Origin of the sequence: Arthrobacter sp. R-11 (assembly GCF_049913155.1) — a bacterium.
GTDB lineage: Bacteria > Actinomycetota > Actinomycetes > Actinomycetales > Micrococcaceae > Arthrobacter.
On the sequence record NZ_CP183979.1, the window covers coordinates 1,570,661 to 1,586,379 of the forward strand.

Here is a 15,719-nt window from a genome sequence, read left to right on the forward strand (position 1 = left end):
GGCGCTACGGTGCCTTGCCGGCGTCGGCCGTACGTTCGACGGCGGCAAGGATGGCCGCGCCGAGCTCTTCCGGGCGGGTGAACTGCGGCCAGTGTCCGGTGGGCAGGTCCACGTACTCCACGTCCTTCATGCGGGCGAGCTCGGCGGTGAACGGCGAACCGGCCGCCATCCACTCATGGAGCATGCTGGACGGGAACTCGCAGGCGATGATCGTGGCCGGGACGTCATACCGCCGCTCGTCCTGCAGTCGCTGCTTGTCGAAAGCCACGCCCTTGGGCTGGGGGATGGCGCGGTTGCGGAACATCTCGCGGAGCTCTGCGTCCAGGTCCACGAGGTCGGCGTCCTCGAAGACGTCCCATGCGGGCAAGGGGATGTCGTCGCCCACAACCGGCAGTTCGTCGTTGATCACCCCGCCCTCGCCGAGCGGACCGCTGTCCACATAGATGGCACGCGCCACGCGCTCCGGGCGGGCATCCAGCACGCCGTGGATGATGGCACCGCCGCCGGAGTGGCCTACGAGCACCACCGGACCTTCGGCGTTGTCCACCGCAGCGGTCACTGCATCGATGTGGTCCCGCAGGCCGATTCCGGCGCGCGGGGCATTAACAGACTCAAGGCCCGGCAAGGTCAAAGGCGTGACCCGGTGGCCGGCGTCGACGAGCGGCGGGGTCACCTCCGACCAGGACGAGGCATCCAACCAGAACCCGGGAACAAGGATGATTTCCATGGTCCGTACCCTACGACGGGCCACTGACAAGAAGCCATGTCTTCGCGCAGCACACAGGCGTAGCATGCTCGCATGTGGGCCGATTCCGGTGAGTACGAGCGGGTTCTCGGGCGGGCAGCGGAGCACGCCAAAGAATGGTTGCAGGCGTTGCCGGGGCGGACCGTGCGGCCGACCCTCACAGCAGACCAGATCGCGGAAATGTTCGGCGGGCCCCTGCCGGCGGAGGGCATGGATCCGGAGAAGCTCATCGACTTCCTGGCCCGGAACGCCGAGCCCGGCCTCATGGCCATGCAGTCCGGCCGTTTTTTCGGCTGGGTGATCGGCGGTACCTTGCCGTCGGCCATGGCGGCGGACTGGCTCGTCTCGGCATGGGACCAGAACACCGGGCTGCGCTTTGCCACGCCGGCCACGGCGGGGATCGAACAGGCCGCTGGCCAATGGCTGCTGGAGCTCCTGGGACTACCGGAAGGCTCCGACGTCGGATTCACCACCGGGGCGAGCATGGCCAATTTCACCGCCTTGGCGGCGGCGCGCTGGCGCCAGCTGGAGGCCGCCGGCTGGGATGTGAACGCCAATGGCCTCAACGGCGCCCCGGCGCTGCGGGTCCTGGTCGGGGCCGAGCGCCACGAGAGCCTGGACATGGCGCTGCGCTTCCTCGGACTCGGCGCACCGGAGGTGGTTTCGGCGGACGCCCAGGGCAGGATCGAGGGGCCGGCGCTGCGCCGCGCCCTCGAGTCCGGCAGCGGGCCCGCGATCGTCTGCCTGCAGGCCGGGAATCTCCATTCAGGCGCCTTCGATCCGTTCGCCGAAGCCATCGCCGCCGCGAAGGAGCACGGCGCGTGGGTCCACGTTGACGGTGCCTTCGGGCTCTGGGCGGCCGCGGTGCCGGAGCTGCGGCCGCTGTGGGACGGGGTGGCCCTGGCCGATTCCTGGGGGACCGACGCCCACAAGACCCTGAACGCCCCGTACGACGCCGGGATCGTGGTGGTGCGCGACGTCGCCGCACTGCGCCCCGCCATCGGCATGCACGCCGAGTACCTGCCGCAGGACAGCCACGGGCCGGGGGACCCGATGGAAAAGTCGCCGGAACTGTCCCGCCGTGCCCGCGGGGTTCCAGTCTGGGCCGCGTTGCGCGCCCTGGGGGCCGACGGCGTCCGCGCCCTGGTTGCCGGACGTGCGGCCTGCGCGGCGGAACTGGCAGCCCGCCTCACCGCCGTGCCCGGCGTCGAGGTGCTCAACGACGTCGTCTACACGCAGCTGTCCCTGGCCTTCGGCAACGACGCCCGCACGAGGGCCGTGACCGACTACATCATGGCCGACGGCAGGGTGTGGATGTCCGGCTCCCGCTGGCACGGCAGGGACATCCTCAGAGTCTCGGTCAGCAACTGGTCCACTGACAGCGATGACCTGGATACGGCCGTGCAGACCATCAGGGACGCCCTTGCCGCGACGGCCTAGTTCGCGGCCGCCTAGCTAAGGGCGACGCCTAGCTCAGGGCGGCGCCACCAGGGGCCGGCAATTCGTGGGCGGCGGGCAGGCCCTCCAAGGTCCGCCCGGCCAGGGTGCTGGCAACCCACAAGGAGCGGGCGAGGTCGCCGTCGTGCCCGGGCTTCGCGGCGTACCACAGCGCGTTCTCCACCTCCCGGGTGAGGCTCCATTGCCGGGCCGTTTCCGGGTCCAACCCCGCGGCGTTGCTGAAGTCGTGGCAGCGCTCGAGAAGCGCCAGCTCGGGGGAGGACTGCGGCAGCTCGCCAATCCGGTTCCACAGCACGGGGGCAACCCCGAACTCGGCCTCACCGATCACCGGCTGCGGATCGATGGCGCGGTAGCTGCCGGCGTCGGGAGCATCACCGGTTCCGGGAAGGGGAAGGATGTTCATGAAATGGAGGTCGGCGTGGACCAGGACGTCCTTGCCCGCCCGCCGGCCCACGGCGCCGCGGGTCTGGCACACCTCCAGGGCAGCTTCCAGGAGCCAGCGGGGGAACGGCCGGCCAAGTTGTTCCCAGTCGGCGGGAAGCTCGTCGCTCCAGCGCTCGGCCTTCGCCGCCGCGTGCTCGAACTCTTCCCAGACCGGGCCGTCGCCGGAATCAATGCTGAGTTCCCGCATCACCGTCCCCCAGGCGTCGCGCGCGTGGTCCAGCGGAACATCCTGCAGCCAGCGGCCGGCGTCGAGACGCTCCAGGAGCATGGCACATGTTTCCTGCTCCGCTTCGAGCAGGCGCACCGCGCCATGGCCGTTCCACAACGCCAGGGCGTGGCTTTCAGTCAAGGCCTCGGGGTGCGGAAACGCGACCTTAAGCACAACGGCCACGCCGTCCCGCAATACCGGCACCACGATTCCGCCGTGGCCGTTCCACGGCTCCGCCCCGGCGGGAAGATCGAGGGTCAGCTCCCAGCGCTCCATGCCCGCCTCGAGGTAGCCGGGAAGCGCAGCCAGCCACGCCCTGCCCTCCGCGGTACGCGAATAGCGGGCCCGCAGATCGGCCGGGACCGGAATATGGCTGCTCATACCCGTCAGCCTATCGCCACCCCTTTCTCGGGCCCGGGAACCCCGTCGCGGCCCCATGGAGCGGCGGGAGGTGTCTAAGCCTCAGATGATCCCGCTGGACCCCAGCAGGCTGCCGAGGCTGAATGTCGCTGCCAGGGCAAGGGCGCCGCCAACTACCACGCGGACGGCGGCCCGCGTCCTGGAGCTGCCGCCGATCCAGGCACCCACCGCACCGGTCAGCGCCAGCGCCAGTAGCACCGAAGCGAACGTCAATGGTACCCGCAAAGCCGGCGGGGGAAGGAGGATTGAAAGCAAGGGGAGCAGGGCACCCAGGGTGAAGGCGACCGCGGACGCGAACGCGGCGTGCCATGGGCTCACGATGCCGTCCTCGTCGATGTTCAGCTCGGCGGACAGATGGGCCGCGAGGGCGTCGTGGGCGGTCAGTTCCTTCGCCACGGTCCAGGCTGTCCCGGAGGTGAGCCCCTTGGCCTCATAGATGGCGGCCAGTTCGGCCAGTTCCTCTTCGGGCTGTTCCTCGAGTTCCCGGCGTTCCTTCTCGATCAGGGCCTTTTGGCTGTCGCTTTGGCTGCTGACGGACACATACTCGCCCAGAGCCATCGACACCGCACCGCCCAGTGCGCCCGCCGCGCCGGCTGCGAGGATCGCACCCGTGTTGGTGGTGGCACCGGCCACGCCGACCACGATCGCCGCAACCGAAACAATCCCGTCGTTGGCCCCGAGGACGCCGGCCCGCAACCAGTTCAGGCGCCGGGCGATGTCATTCTCGTGCGGTTCGTTGTCGTGATGCGAGGCCTTTTCCGTGGATGCCATGGCTCCAGCCAAGCACCCCAGGGCGGCGGGCGCCAGCGAAGTAAGGCTGGCCTACCGCTGGGGAGCGGAGGTGCTTTCCGGAAGTCCCGGCAAGGCCGCAGGGTCGACGGGCAGGCCAGGCAGTGCTCCCGGCAGCGTGCCCCAGGATTCCAGCCGACGGGCACCGTCCAGCAATCCGGCCATGGCCCATCGGCGGGTTTCGCCGTCCGAAAGTGCCACCAGTTCGCCGTAGGCAGCGAGCGTGGCCGACTCCTGTTCCCCGAGCGCCGCGGCTGCCTGGGTCCCGAAGTCCGCCGGCAGCCGGTACCCGGCTTCGCGCGGCGGCGGTTCGGTGCAGTGCACGCGGGCCAGGGCCTCGGCCTCGCGCAACAGCTCCTGGTGGCGGGCGAGATCCCCGGCGGCCGTTCCGGCATCGGGTCCGTCAAGCCGGGTGAGGGCGACCTGGTAGACGTAGACAGCCTTCTGTTCGGCGCCCACGACGGCGGCCAGTGCGTCTCCGGCGCCCGCCGGGTCAGCCTCGCCGGCCGGAGGCGCTGCCGTCGTCGTGCCCGCGCCGGAAGTGCAGGTGGGCGGCGCTGCGGGGGAGGGCGCCGCCGTCGGAAGAGCCAGGGAAGGTCCGGCCGGCGCGGGCAGTCCCCACGCCCCTGCCAGCCGTACCGACTCCAGCAGCTGCGCTGTGCCGACGGCGGCAAGCAGGCGGGCCGTCCCGCCGTCGCTCTTTCCGGCGTCGGCCAGGCGTTGCGCCGCACTGCGGGAGAGCCCGGCGAGGAACGCGGCTTTCGAAGAAGGCCCCGCGGGAGCCGAGGAGACCGCAGCGGACCAAGCAGCAGTGGGCGACGCCGGGGCAGGGGCGAGCAGCGCCCGCGCCTGGGTTTCCAGCAGCGCCGCCGTGGCAGGCGCGCTGCCGGCGGCCGAGGCGTCCACCAGCAGCGCGCGGGTTTCGGCGTAGGCGGCGGCCTTCGCGGCTTCGGAAAACGGCGGCTCCGGGGCAGGCCCGTCGTTGGCCGGCAGCAGCACCGCCCCGGTGCCCAGGACGAGGACTGCGAGCAAAGACACAAGCACGGCCTTCACCCAGCCGTGGGGCCCATGGTTTTCCGCAGGGCGCTCCGGATTTTCCGCAGTCTCGTCATTCACAACAGTCCATGGTGTCATGTGCAGGGGCCGCCGGCGGAACCGCGGTGCACCACCTCGCCGTGAAACTCGATACCCTAGTACTCACAACAACATCGAACGGGAGGCGGCTGGCCAGTGAGTGATTCGGAAGCCAGGACTTCAACAGACCAGGCTGGAGCACAGGCGGCAGCCGCCGGCAACCCCGAAGAAAGCAGGCTCAAGGCACTGCTGGAACCAGTGGTCCAGGCCAGCCGGCTATACCTTGAAGACGTCACCGTCCAGGTCGCAGGTTCGCACCGCACGGTCCAGGTGGTCATCGACCTCCCGCAGGAGGAAACCGGCGGCGTGAGCCTTGACGTCATCGCCGAGATCTCCCGGGCCCTGTCCGATGTGTTGGACAACGATCCCCACGACGACGGCCGGCCGTACGACCTCGAAGTCTCCTCGCCCGGCGTTTCCCGTCCGCTGACCGAGCCCCGCCACTGGCACCGCGCACGCGGCCGCATGGTCAAGGTCAACGTCATCCAGGGCGAAAACCTCACCGGAAGGATCCAGTCCGTCGACGACGACGGCGTGACCCTGATTCCGGAACTCGAGGTCAAGAAGGGGATGAAGCCCAAGCATGGCGACCCCGTGAAGCTTCCTTTCGACAGGATCCGGCAAGGAAAAGTCGAAATTGAATTCAGCCACCTCGACGAGGCCGGGCTGGTAGACGAACACGATGGACCTTCCGAGGAGGCCTGATGGATATTGACATGAGCGCGCTGAGACTACTGGAGCGTGAGCGCGAAATCCCGCTGGACCTCCTGATCCCCACCATCGAACAAGCCCTCCTGGTGGCCTACCACAAGACGCCCGGCGCCTACGAAAAGGCCCGTGCCGAGCTGGACCGCAAGAGCGGCCACGTGACCATCTGGGCCACCGAGTTCAACGACGACGGCGAAGCTGTCGGCGAGTTCGAGGACACCCCGGACGGTTTCGGCCGGATCGCGGCCAGCACCGCTCGCCAGATCATCCTGCAACGCCTGCGCGACGTCGAGGACGACAACGTCCTGGGCGAATTCAAGGGCCGCGAAGGCGAACTGGTGGCAGGCCTGATCCAGCAGGGCAACAACCCGCACATGATCCAGGTCAACCTCGGCACCGTCGAGGCCCTCCTGCCGCCGCCCGAACAGGTTCCCGGCGAGAAGTACACCCACGGCAGCCGCCTGCGCGCCTACGTGGTGGACGTACACCGCGGTGCCAAGGGCCCCTCGATCACACTGTCCCGTTCGCACCCCGGCCTGGTCCGGAAGCTGTTCGAACTGGAAGTTCCGGAGATCGCGGACCGTTCGGTCGAGATCGTTGCCCTGGCCCGTGAAGCCGGCCACCGGACCAAGATGGCCGTCAAGGCCAACGTCGCGGGCATCAACGCCAAGGGCGCGTGCATCGGCGAAATGGGTTCCCGCGTGCGCGCCGTCATGACCGAACTGAATGACGAAAAGATCGACATCGTCGACTTCAGCGACGATCCTGCGACCTTCATCGCCAACTCGCTGTCGCCATCGCGTGTGAATTCTGTCACCATCATCGACGAGTCCACCCGCTCCGCCCGCGTAGTGGTCCCGGACTACCAGCTGTCGCTCGCGATCGGCAAGGAAGGGCAGAATGCCCGCCTCGCGGCCAAGTTGACCGGCTGGCGCATCGACATCGTCTCCGACGCCGCGCAGGGCCACGGCAACTAGCCGGCCGGCAGGTCCCTTCGGAAGCCCGGCCGCGCCGTCCCCGGATTCGGTGGCCGGGCACCCGGGGGACTAGACTGGTTGGAGCCGGGCTTGCGTCCGGTATCCGTTTTCCTTGGCGCTGCGTTGATTTGCGTTGCTTTGAATTAAGTGGCGCCGCCCCTCGGGGCGGCCTGCCCTTCCGGGCGGTGCCGGGAAACAGGAACGAAGAAGGACGGGTATAGGACACTGAGGATGGTTGAACACCCAGTGGCCGCACCCCTTTCAAGCGGGCACCAGCCCGTGCGGACCTGCATCGGATGCCGGAAACACGGAGCACGGAATGAGCTGATCCGGCTTGTCGCCGAAGGCGGCGGGTCACCCGTCGTCCTGGTGGATGTACGACGCCGGATGGCTGGCCGGGGTGCGTGGCTGCACCCCAGCGGCAACTGCCTGATGCTGGCAACCAAACGGCGCGCCTTCGCCCGGGCCCTCGCGGGCGCGAGCGACACAGCCGCCGTCGAACGCTACCTCGCAGGCATGCCACCCGCGGAGGCTCCGGCCGCCGCGGAACAACCGTCCAAACCTGAAAGCGGGTCAGAAAACTGATGGAAACCCGATGAGTTCCCAGCGATGAGTACGCAACGATGACAACTTTGTTGCGCTCTGCACAGGGCCTTGCAGCTGCATGCGCGGCGGAGGCCCGCAGTAAGAAGTAGACGGTTCGTACCTGGCTCGGTGCGGACCGAGACAGGAGAAAAGTGGCCAAGTACCGCGTCCACGAGCTCGCGAAAGAGCTCGGAATCACCTCCAAGGAAGCAGTGACCAAACTGCAGGAACTGGGCGAATTCGTCCGTTCCGCTTCCTCCACCATCGAAGCTCCCGTTGTGCGGAAGCTTCGCAACGCCTACCCGGGTGCCGGCGCCGCCAAGGCAGACGCCCCCGTGGCGCCCAAGGCCCCCGCCGCCCCGAAGGCTCCGGTAGCCTCGAACGCACAGGCAGCTCCGGTTGCCTCGCGCCCGGGTCCGGTTCCCGGTCCGGCCGCGCCCAAGGCTCCCGCGCCGGCAGCACCTGCTGCTCCGGCTGCGCCCAGCGCTGCAGCCCCGGCAAACCCCGTTTCCGCCAAGCCCGGCGCTCGTCCGGCTCCGCGCACCGAAGCTCCGGCTCCGTCACGTCCGGGCCAGGCTCCGCGCCCCGGCGGCCCCCGTCCGGGCAACAACCCCTTCGCAACGTCCCAGGGCATGCCCCGCGGCCGCGGTGAAGGCGACCGTGCTCCGCGCCCGGGCAACAACCCCTTCGCAACCTCCCAGGGCATGCCGCGTCCCGGCGGCGCCCGCACGGAAGGCGAACGTCCCGGCGGTCCGCGTCCTGCAGCAGCTGGCGCCGGCGGTCCCCGTCCGGCAGCCGGTGCAGGCGGACCCCGCCCCGGCGCACCGCGTCCGGGCGCCCCGCGCCCCGGCGCACCGCGTCCCGGCGGCCCCCGCCCGACTCCGGGCATGATGCCCAACCGCACCGAACGTCCGGCGCCTGGCGCAGGCCGTCCGGGCGGTGCCGGTCGTCCCGGCGGCCCCGGCCGTCCGGGCGGTGCTCCCGGCACCGGCGGCGGCGGAGCTCCCGCAGGCGGCGGCTTCGGCAAGGGCGGCCGCGGCCGCGGCGGTACCCAGGGTGCCTTCGGCAAGGGCGGCGCAGGCCGTGGCAAGCAGCGTAAGTCGAAGCGTGCAAAGCGTCAGGAACTGGAGCAGATGAGTGCTCCGTCCCTGGGCGGCGTTTCGGTGCCCCGCGGCGACGGCAACACTGTTGTCCGCCTCCGCCGTGGCTCCTCCATCACGGACTTCGCCGACAAGATCGAGGCAAACCCCGCTGCACTGGTGACCGTGCTGTTCCACCTGGGTGAGATGGCCACCGCCACGCAGTCCCTCGACGAGGACACCTTCGCCCTGCTGGGCGAGGAACTGGGCTACAAGGTCCAGGTCGTGTCTCCGGAAGACGAAGAGCGCGAGCTGCTGGATTCCTTCGACATCGACCTCGACGCCGAACTGGAAGCCGAAGGCGACGACGTCCTCGAACCGCGCCCGCCGGTAGTCACGGTCATGGGCCACGTCGACCACGGTAAGACCCGACTGCTGGATGCCATCCGCAAGACCAACGTGGTGGCCGGCGAGCACGGTGGCATCACCCAGCACATCGGTGCCTACCAGATCAGCCATGAGCACGAAGGTGCCATGCGCGACATCACCTTCATTGACACCCCCGGTCACGAGGCGTTCACCGCCATGCGTGCCCGTGGTGCGAAGGTCACCGACATCGCCATCCTGGTGGTCGCGGCCGACGACGGCGTCATGCCGCAGACGGTCGAAGCGCTCAACCACGCCCAGGCTGCCAACGTGCCGATCGTCGTCGCGGTCAACAAGATCGACAAGGACGGCGCCAACCCGGACAAGGTCAAGGGCCAGCTCACCGAGTACGGCCTGGTTCCCGAAGAATATGGTGGCGACACCATGTTCGTTGAGGTCTCTGCCCGCCAGAACCTCAACATCGACGAACTGATCGACGCCGTGCTGCTCACCGCGGATGCCGCGCTCGACCTGCGCGCCAACCCGGACAAGGACGCTCGCGGTATCGCGATCGAAGCCAACCTGGACAAGGGCCGCGGTTCCGTGGCCACCGTCCTGGTGCAGTCCGGTACCCTGGCCGTCGGCGACACCATCGTTGCCGGCACCGCCCACGGCCGTGTCCGTGCAATGTTCGACGAGGACGGCAACGCCCTCGACGTCGCGCTGCCGTCCCGCCCGGTCCAGGTCCTCGGCCTGTCCAACGTGCCGCGCGCCGGTGACACCTTCCTGGTGACCCCGGACGAGCGTACGGCCCGCCAGATCGCCGAAAAGCGCGAGGCAGCCGACCGCAACGCGGCACTGGCCAAGCGCCGCAAGCGGATCAGCCTGGAAGACTTCGACAAGGCCGTTGCCGAAGGCAAGATCGACACCCTCAACCTCATCCTCAAGGGTGACGTATCCGGTGCCGTGGAAGCCCTCGAAGACGCCCTGCTCAAGATCGATGTGGGCGACGAGGACGTGCAGCTGCGCGTCATCCACCGCGGTGTGGGTGCCATCACGCAGAACGACGTCAACCTCGCCACCGTGGACAACGCGATCATCATTGGCTTCAACGTCAAGCCGGCTGAGCGCGTTGCTGAACTGGCCGACCGCGAAGGCGTGGACATGCGCTTCTACTCGGTCATCTACTCGGCGATCGACGACATCGAGCTCGCACTCAAGGGCATGCTCAAGCCGGAGTACGAAGAATTCCAGCTGGGTACCGCCGAGGTCCGCGAAGTCTTCCGTTCCTCCAAGTTCGGAAACATCGCCGGCTCGATCGTCCGCTCGGGCATCATCCGCCGTAACACCAAGGCGCGCGTATCCCGCGACGGCAAGGTCATCGGCGAGAACCTCACGGTTGAGACGCTCAAGCGCTTCAAGGACGACGCCACCGAGGTCCGCACGGACTTCGAGTGTGGTATCGGCCTGGGGTCCTTCAACGACATCGCCGAAGGCGACATCATTGAGACCTTCGAGATGCGCGAGAAGCCGCGCGTCTAAGGTAACTATCGGCCGGGGCGCCTCACCTGCCGCTACGGCGGTATGGGGGCCCCGCCCCTTCGCCGGAAGGCTCACGATCTGCGATCGTGAGCCTTCCGGTTCAGAAAGGCCCGATGCCACTCCCGGGCCCCCCCATGCCGCCTTCGCGGCTTGGGCGTCCGGCAGTCCGTCTAGACTCGCCTGAGGCGGGTGGCACCTTACAGAACCCGGGTACGTCAGCCGCTGTCGCCGTCGTACCCCAGATTTTTTAGGAGTGGAAATGGCTGATCCCGCACGGGCTGCCAAGTTGGCGCAGCGGATTAAGGTTGTTGTTGCCGAGGCGTTGGGCCGGCGGGTCAAGGATCCGCGGGTGGGCGCCATCACGATTACGGATGCCCGGGTCACCAACGATCTCCAGCATGCCACCGTGTATTACACCGTCTTCGGCGACGAAGTCGCCCACGCCGACGCTGCCCGGGCACTGGAAAAGGCCAAGGGCGTCCTCCGGCAGGAGGTGGGCCGGAACATCACCGTGCGCCTGACCCCCACCCTCGAGTTCGTCCCGGACATGGTGCCCGTCAACGCCTCCAACCTGGAGGAACTGCTGCGCACCGCCAAGCAGCGCGATGCCGAGGTGGCCGCCCTCAGGGCCGGTGCCAAGCACGCCGGCGACGCCGACCCCTATAAGAGCGACGCGCCCCGCGATGAAGACATCGACGAGGACGACTTCGACGAAGAGGACATCGACCTCCGGGACGATGAGGACATCGACGAGGACAACGGCCGCTAACGGCCCTCAATGTCACGGAAAGCCGGACCCGGTGGGGTCCGGCTTTTCTGCATCCAAAAGGGCCGGCGCTGGCTAAGATCGGAGCATGACTGCGGATCCTGACCCCGGACGCTATCTGGAACACGCCATCCGGCTCGCCGTGCAGAACGTCGACGACGGCGGCGGGCCGTTCGGCGCCGTCGTGGTCACGGCCGACGGAACCGTCCACGAAGGCAGCAACCGGGTCACCCGCGACAACGACCCCACCGCGCACGCCGAGGTGGTGGCCATCCGCCGCGCAGCCGCGGCCAGCGGCACCTTCGACCTCAGCGGCGCCGTCCTCTACGCCAGCTGCGAACCCTGCCCCTTGTGCCTGTCCGCAGCCCTGTGGGGCAGGATAGATCGTGTCTACTTCGCCGCCGACCGGCACGGTGCCGCCCGCGCCGGCTTCGACGACGCCGTGTTCTACGAGTACTTCGACGGCGGCCGCCCGGAACTGCTGCCCGTCCAGCACACAGAGGTCGACGGCGCCGAGGCGCCTTTCGACGCATGGCGGCACAACGAGCAGCGCACCGAGTACTAGATATACTGGGAGGCGTGCTTTCTGGACTGGTGATTGTCGACAAACCGCAGGGATGGACCAGCCACGACGTGGTTGGACGGATGCGGAGGCTGGCCGGTACCCGGAAAGTCGGCCATGCCGGGACCCTGGATCCCATGGCCACCGGCGTCCTCGTCCTCGGCATCAACAAGGCCACCCGGCTGCTGAGCTTCATCGTCGGAACCACCAAGAGCTATTCCGCCACCATACGCCTGGGTGAAGCCACCATCACCGACGACGCCGAAGGCGAAGTCACCGCCGCCCACAGCGCCGAGGCTGTGGACGAGGCGGGCATCAATGGGGGAATCGAGGCCCTGCGCGGCGCCATCCAGCAGGTCCCCAGCAGTGTCAGCGCCATCAAGGTCAACGGCGAACGCTCCTACGCCCGCGTCCGTTCCGGCGAGGAAGTGAAGCTCGCCGCCCGGCCGGTCACCATCCACCGCTTCGACGTGCTGGACATCCGCAGGGTCGACGGCGGCCGCGTCGTCGACGTCGACGTCGAGGTCGACTGTTCCTCCGGGACGTACATCCGGGCCCTGGCCCGCGACCTCGGCGAGGCGCTCGGCGTCGGCGGCCACCTGACCGCACTGCGCCGCACCAAGGTGGGCCCCTACACCCTGGAGCAGGCCCGCACCCTGGAGGAACTGGCTGAGGAACTGGATGTCCTGGAGATGTCCGAGGCCGCCCGCGCCCTTATGCCCAGCCGCGAGTTGAGCGAAGCCGAAAGCATCGAGATCTCCTACGGCCGCCGCATCGCCGCCGGAGCTGCCGCGGGAACCCCGGACGCGGCCACCGCCGACAACCCGGTAGCCGCCTTCGCCCCGTCCGGCGAGCTGGTGGCGCTGCTGGCCGACGCCGGCAGCCACGCCAAACCCGTCCTGGTCTTCGCGCTGGGCAACGAGAAGCCGGGCAATGAAAAACCGGGAAACGAAAAGGCGGCTGGCTGAGCGTGGACGGCTACTTTTACGCGGTGCTGGCCGTCGGCCTCATCTCCACCATTACCTGCCTCGTGGCGGGCCTGATGAAGAAGGCCCCGAACGACATCACCATCCTCTCGGTGGCCGCCGTCGAACTCGTCCTGCTGGTCTACCTGGTGGGCTCCATCATCCGGGTGATCGCGGGGGAGCGGATAGCGGGGGAGGCCTGGGAGTTCTGGGGCTACCTCGCCACCGCCCTCATGCTCCCGCTGGGCGCCGTGTACTGGTCCATCCTGGAACGGACCCGCTGGAGCAACTTCGTCCTGGCCGCCGTCGGCGTCACCGCGCTGGTAATGGCCGCCCGCATGAACCAGATCTGGTACTGACATGAAAGAAGCACCGAAGGTGTCCACAGAGACCACGTCCAAGAAGAAGCGGGCAGCGACAAGCCGGGATACCCGCAACACCGGCCCCGGGCGGCTGCTGATCGCCGTCTATGCGGTGTTCGCGATCTCCGCGACGGCCCGCGCCGGCTACCAGATCGCCACCAAATTCGCCGAAGCGCCGCTGGCGCACATCCTCTCGGCTTTCGCCGCCATCGTGTACCTGGTGGCCACCGTGTCCCTCGCCAAGCCCGGCCGCACCTGGTTCAAGGTGTCCCTGGCCGCGGTGCTGGTGGAACTCGTGGGCGTGATCGTGGTCGGCGCGTTCAGCCTGTTCGACCCCGTGGCCTTCCCGCACGACACCGTCTGGTCCCTCTTCGGTCGCGGCTATGGCTTCGTGCCCCTGGTCCTGCCGATCCTTGGGCTGCTGTGGCTGAACAAGCGCCGGCCCGGCAAGGCGGACGTACCTTCGGCGAACGCGCAGTAACTGAACGGGTACCCTTAGAGAGTTCCGGCGCCGGACCAGGCCGCCGGTGGTAGTGAACAGCCAGTGATTGGCTGAACAGCAGCAAAAGGCGAGGTTGATGGTCCACATCTGGAACGATCCCAGCGAAGTCCCCGAAGACTTCGGCCCCAGTGTCGTTACCATCGGAAATTTTGACGGCGTCCACCGCGGGCACCAGGAGGTCCTCGCGCACCTCCTGAGCACTGCCGCCCAGCGCGGCAGCCGCTCCGTCGTCGTCACCTTCGACCCCCACCCGGCCCAGGTCCACCGCCCGGAATCGGCGCCGGAACTGCTGATGGGTTTGCAGGACAAGCTGGACGCCTTGGCGCAGACCGGCGTCGAGGCCGTTCTGGTGATGAAGTACAACCTGGACCTGGCCGGGATGAGCCCCGAGGAATTCGCCCGGGGCGTGCTGGTGGACGGCCTGCACGCCGCCCACGTTGTGGTGGGACACGACCTCCGCTTTGGTGCCGGTAACTCCGGCGACGTGGTCACCATGCAGGAACTGGGCAAGGTGTTGGGCTTCGACGTCACGGTGGTCGACGAGTACGGGGCCGGCGGGGCACCGCTTGAGGGCGAGGACGGCCGCTGGCACGACGGCGACTCCGGCCGCCGGTGTTCCTCCACCTGGGTGCGCGAGGCCCTTGCCGAGGGCGACGTCGCCACCGCCACCGCGGTGCTCGGCCGGCCGCACCGGATGCGCGGCGAAGTGGTGCACGGCGCCGCCCGCGGCCGCGCCCTGGGATTCCCCACCGCCAACCTGGCGCACGACGCCAGCGGCTATGTCCCGGCCGACGGCATCTACGCCGGCTGGCTCGTCGACCCCGCCGGCACCCGCTGGCCGGCCGCCATTTCCGTCGGTTCCAACCCGACCTTCGACGGCGTCAGCCGGCAGGTTGAGGCGCACGTCATCGACCGTCCGGAGGAAGCCGTGGAGGCCTTTGATCTCTACGGCCAGACAGTGATTGTCGAATTCACCGCGCGGCTGCGCGGCATGGTCGCGTACCGTGGGCCGGAAGCCCTTGTGGAGCAGATGCGCCTGGACGTCATCCAGGCCCGGAACATCCTGCTGACCCGCAACACGGAGGATACGGCCGCACAATGAGCGTCGAGAAGAACACCCGCCCGCTTGAGGACGGAATCGTCCGGGACTTCAGCACCCGGATGAGCTACGGCTCGTACCTGCAGCTGCCGGTGCTGCTCAGCGCACAGCAACCGGTCAGCAAGCCCGAGCACCACGACGAACTGTTGTTCATCATCCAGCACCAAACCACCGAACTGTGGCTGAAGCTCGTGCTCCACGAGCTCCGCAGCGCCGCCGCGTGGCTTCGCTCCGACGAGCTCGGCGCAGCGCTCAAGGCCATCGCCCGGGTCAAGCACATCCAGAAGACCCTCACCGAGCAGTGGTCCGTCCTGGCCACCCTGACGCCCACCGAGTACTCCGAGTTCCGCGGCTTCCTGGGCAACTCCTCCGGGTTCCAGTCCGCCCAGTACCGTGCCGTGGAGTTCGCACTCGGCAACAAGAACGCCAAGATGATCCCCGTGTTCGAGTCCGATCCGGAGGCAAAGGCCATGCTGGAGGAACTCCTGCACGCGCCAAGCATCTACGACGAATTCCTGTCCTACCTGCACCGGCAGGGCTTTGAGGTGCCCGCCTCAGTCCTGGAACGCGATGTCACGCAGGCGCATGAGTTCGCCCCGGAACTGGTGCCGCTCTTCAAGCACATCTACGAAAACGCCCAGGACAACTGGGGAGCCTACGAAGCCTGCGAAGAACTGGTGGACCTCGAAGACAACTTCCAGCTCTGGCGCTTCCGGCACCTGCGCACGGTCCAGCGGACCATCGGCATGAAGACCGGAACCGGCGGTTCCAGCGGCGTATCCTTCCTGCAGAAGGCCCTCGAACTGACGTTCTTCCCGGAGCTCTTCGCCGTGCGCACCGAAATCGGCCGGTAGCCTGCCCGGTTCCGGCGCCTCCCGCGTTTCGACAACTCCGGCGCCCTGCCGGTAAACTGGTCGATGGTTCGGCTGCAGTCCGTGGCGGCTGGACCTGTTGCGTGCGCGGCTACCGCCACCCAGCAACCCGGCAGTGAAGCGCTGACTCGGGACG

16 protein-coding genes are annotated in these 15,719 nt (G+C 68.4%); 12 read left to right on the forward strand and 4 right to left on the reverse strand.

Annotated elements, in window-relative coordinates; genetic code table 11:
- Positions 1–4: 4 nt before the first annotated feature.
- Complete coding sequence (locus ACN9M4_RS07050) at positions 5–727, reverse strand: alpha/beta fold hydrolase (RefSeq protein WP_426302830.1); 723 nt, start codon at positions 725–727, stop codon at positions 5–7.
- Positions 728–799: 72 nt separating this feature from the next.
- Here ACN9M4_RS07050 and ACN9M4_RS07055 point away from each other — a divergent pair, with 72 nt between their 5' ends.
- Complete coding sequence (locus ACN9M4_RS07055; RefSeq protein ID WP_426302831.1) at positions 800–2,185, forward strand: pyridoxal phosphate-dependent decarboxylase family protein; 1,386 nt, start codon at positions 800–802, stop codon at positions 2,183–2,185.
- A 28-nt stretch (positions 2,186–2,213) separates the two neighbouring features.
- Here ACN9M4_RS07055 and ACN9M4_RS07060 read toward each other — a convergent pair whose 3' ends face one another.
- From ACN9M4_RS07060 to ACN9M4_RS07070, 3 genes are all read right to left on the reverse strand, one after another.
- Positions 2,214–3,236, reverse strand: a complete 1,023-nt coding sequence (locus ACN9M4_RS07060; protein ID WP_426302832.1) for an aminoglycoside phosphotransferase family protein — start codon at positions 3,234–3,236, stop codon at positions 2,214–2,216.
- An 81-nt stretch (positions 3,237–3,317) separates the two neighbouring features.
- On the reverse strand, positions 3,318–4,046 hold the full coding sequence (locus tag ACN9M4_RS07065; protein WP_426302833.1) for a VIT1/CCC1 transporter family protein: 729 nt from the start codon (positions 4,044–4,046) through the stop codon (positions 3,318–3,320).
- A 51-nt stretch (positions 4,047–4,097) separates the two neighbouring features.
- Complete coding sequence (locus ACN9M4_RS07070; RefSeq protein WP_426302834.1) at positions 4,098–5,102, reverse strand: DUF4439 domain-containing protein; 1,005 nt, start codon at positions 5,100–5,102, stop codon at positions 4,098–4,100.
- Between the two features lie 192 nt (positions 5,103–5,294).
- Between ACN9M4_RS07070 and rimP the strand changes: the two genes are divergently transcribed.
- The 11 genes from rimP to kynA all read left to right on the forward strand — a co-directional run bounded on the left by rimP (position 5,295) and on the right by kynA (position 15,565).
- Entirely contained in the window at positions 5,295–5,903 is a 609-nt protein-coding gene (gene rimP, locus ACN9M4_RS07075; RefSeq protein WP_426302835.1) for a ribosome maturation factor RimP, read from the forward strand.
- On the forward strand, positions 5,903–6,883 hold the full coding sequence (gene nusA / locus ACN9M4_RS07080; protein WP_426302836.1) for a transcription termination factor NusA: 981 nt from the start codon (positions 5,903–5,905) through the stop codon (positions 6,881–6,883). The genes rimP and nusA overlap by 1 nt, the downstream gene beginning before the upstream one ends.
- Before the next feature lie 231 nt (positions 6,884–7,114).
- On the forward strand, positions 7,115–7,468 hold the full coding sequence (locus ACN9M4_RS07085) for a YlxR family protein (protein ID WP_426302837.1): 354 nt from the start codon (positions 7,115–7,117) through the stop codon (positions 7,466–7,468).
- A 152-nt stretch (positions 7,469–7,620) separates the two neighbouring features.
- A complete protein-coding gene (gene infB / locus ACN9M4_RS07090; RefSeq protein ID WP_426302838.1) occupies positions 7,621–10,455 on the forward strand; it encodes a translation initiation factor IF-2 in 2,835 nt (944 codons plus the stop codon).
- Between the two features lie 259 nt (positions 10,456–10,714).
- Entirely contained in the window at positions 10,715–11,224 is a 510-nt protein-coding gene (rbfA, locus tag ACN9M4_RS07095; protein WP_426302839.1) for a 30S ribosome-binding factor RbfA, read from the forward strand.
- Positions 11,225–11,309: 85 nt separating this feature from the next.
- Entirely contained in the window at positions 11,310–11,786 is a 477-nt protein-coding gene (locus ACN9M4_RS07100; RefSeq protein WP_426302840.1) for a nucleoside deaminase, read from the forward strand.
- A gap of 14 nt (positions 11,787–11,800) precedes the next feature.
- Positions 11,801–12,751 carry a tRNA pseudouridine(55) synthase TruB gene (gene truB, locus ACN9M4_RS07105; protein WP_426302841.1) on the forward strand — a complete coding sequence of 317 codons (951 nt, stop codon included), beginning with the start codon at positions 11,801–11,803 and terminating at the stop codon, positions 12,749–12,751.
- A 2-nt stretch (positions 12,752–12,753) separates the two neighbouring features.
- Positions 12,754–13,107: a hypothetical protein gene (locus ACN9M4_RS07110; protein WP_426302842.1), complete on the forward strand. Its 354-nt coding sequence runs from the start codon at positions 12,754–12,756 to the stop codon at positions 13,105–13,107.
- A gap of 1 nt (position 13,108) precedes the next feature.
- The gene (locus ACN9M4_RS07115; RefSeq protein ID WP_426302843.1) at positions 13,109–13,591 is read left to right on the forward strand and encodes a hypothetical protein; all 483 of its coding nucleotides are present in this window, start codon (positions 13,109–13,111) and stop codon (positions 13,589–13,591) included.
- Between the two features lie 97 nt (positions 13,592–13,688).
- Positions 13,689–14,714, forward strand: a complete 1,026-nt coding sequence (locus ACN9M4_RS07120) for a bifunctional riboflavin kinase/FAD synthetase (RefSeq protein WP_426302844.1) — start codon at positions 13,689–13,691, stop codon at positions 14,712–14,714.
- The gene (gene kynA / locus ACN9M4_RS07125) at positions 14,711–15,565 is read left to right on the forward strand and encodes a tryptophan 2,3-dioxygenase (protein ID WP_426302845.1); all 855 of its coding nucleotides are present in this window, start codon (positions 14,711–14,713) and stop codon (positions 15,563–15,565) included. The genes ACN9M4_RS07120 and kynA overlap by 4 nt, the downstream gene beginning before the upstream one ends.
- Positions 15,566–15,719: the final 154 nt, after the last annotated feature.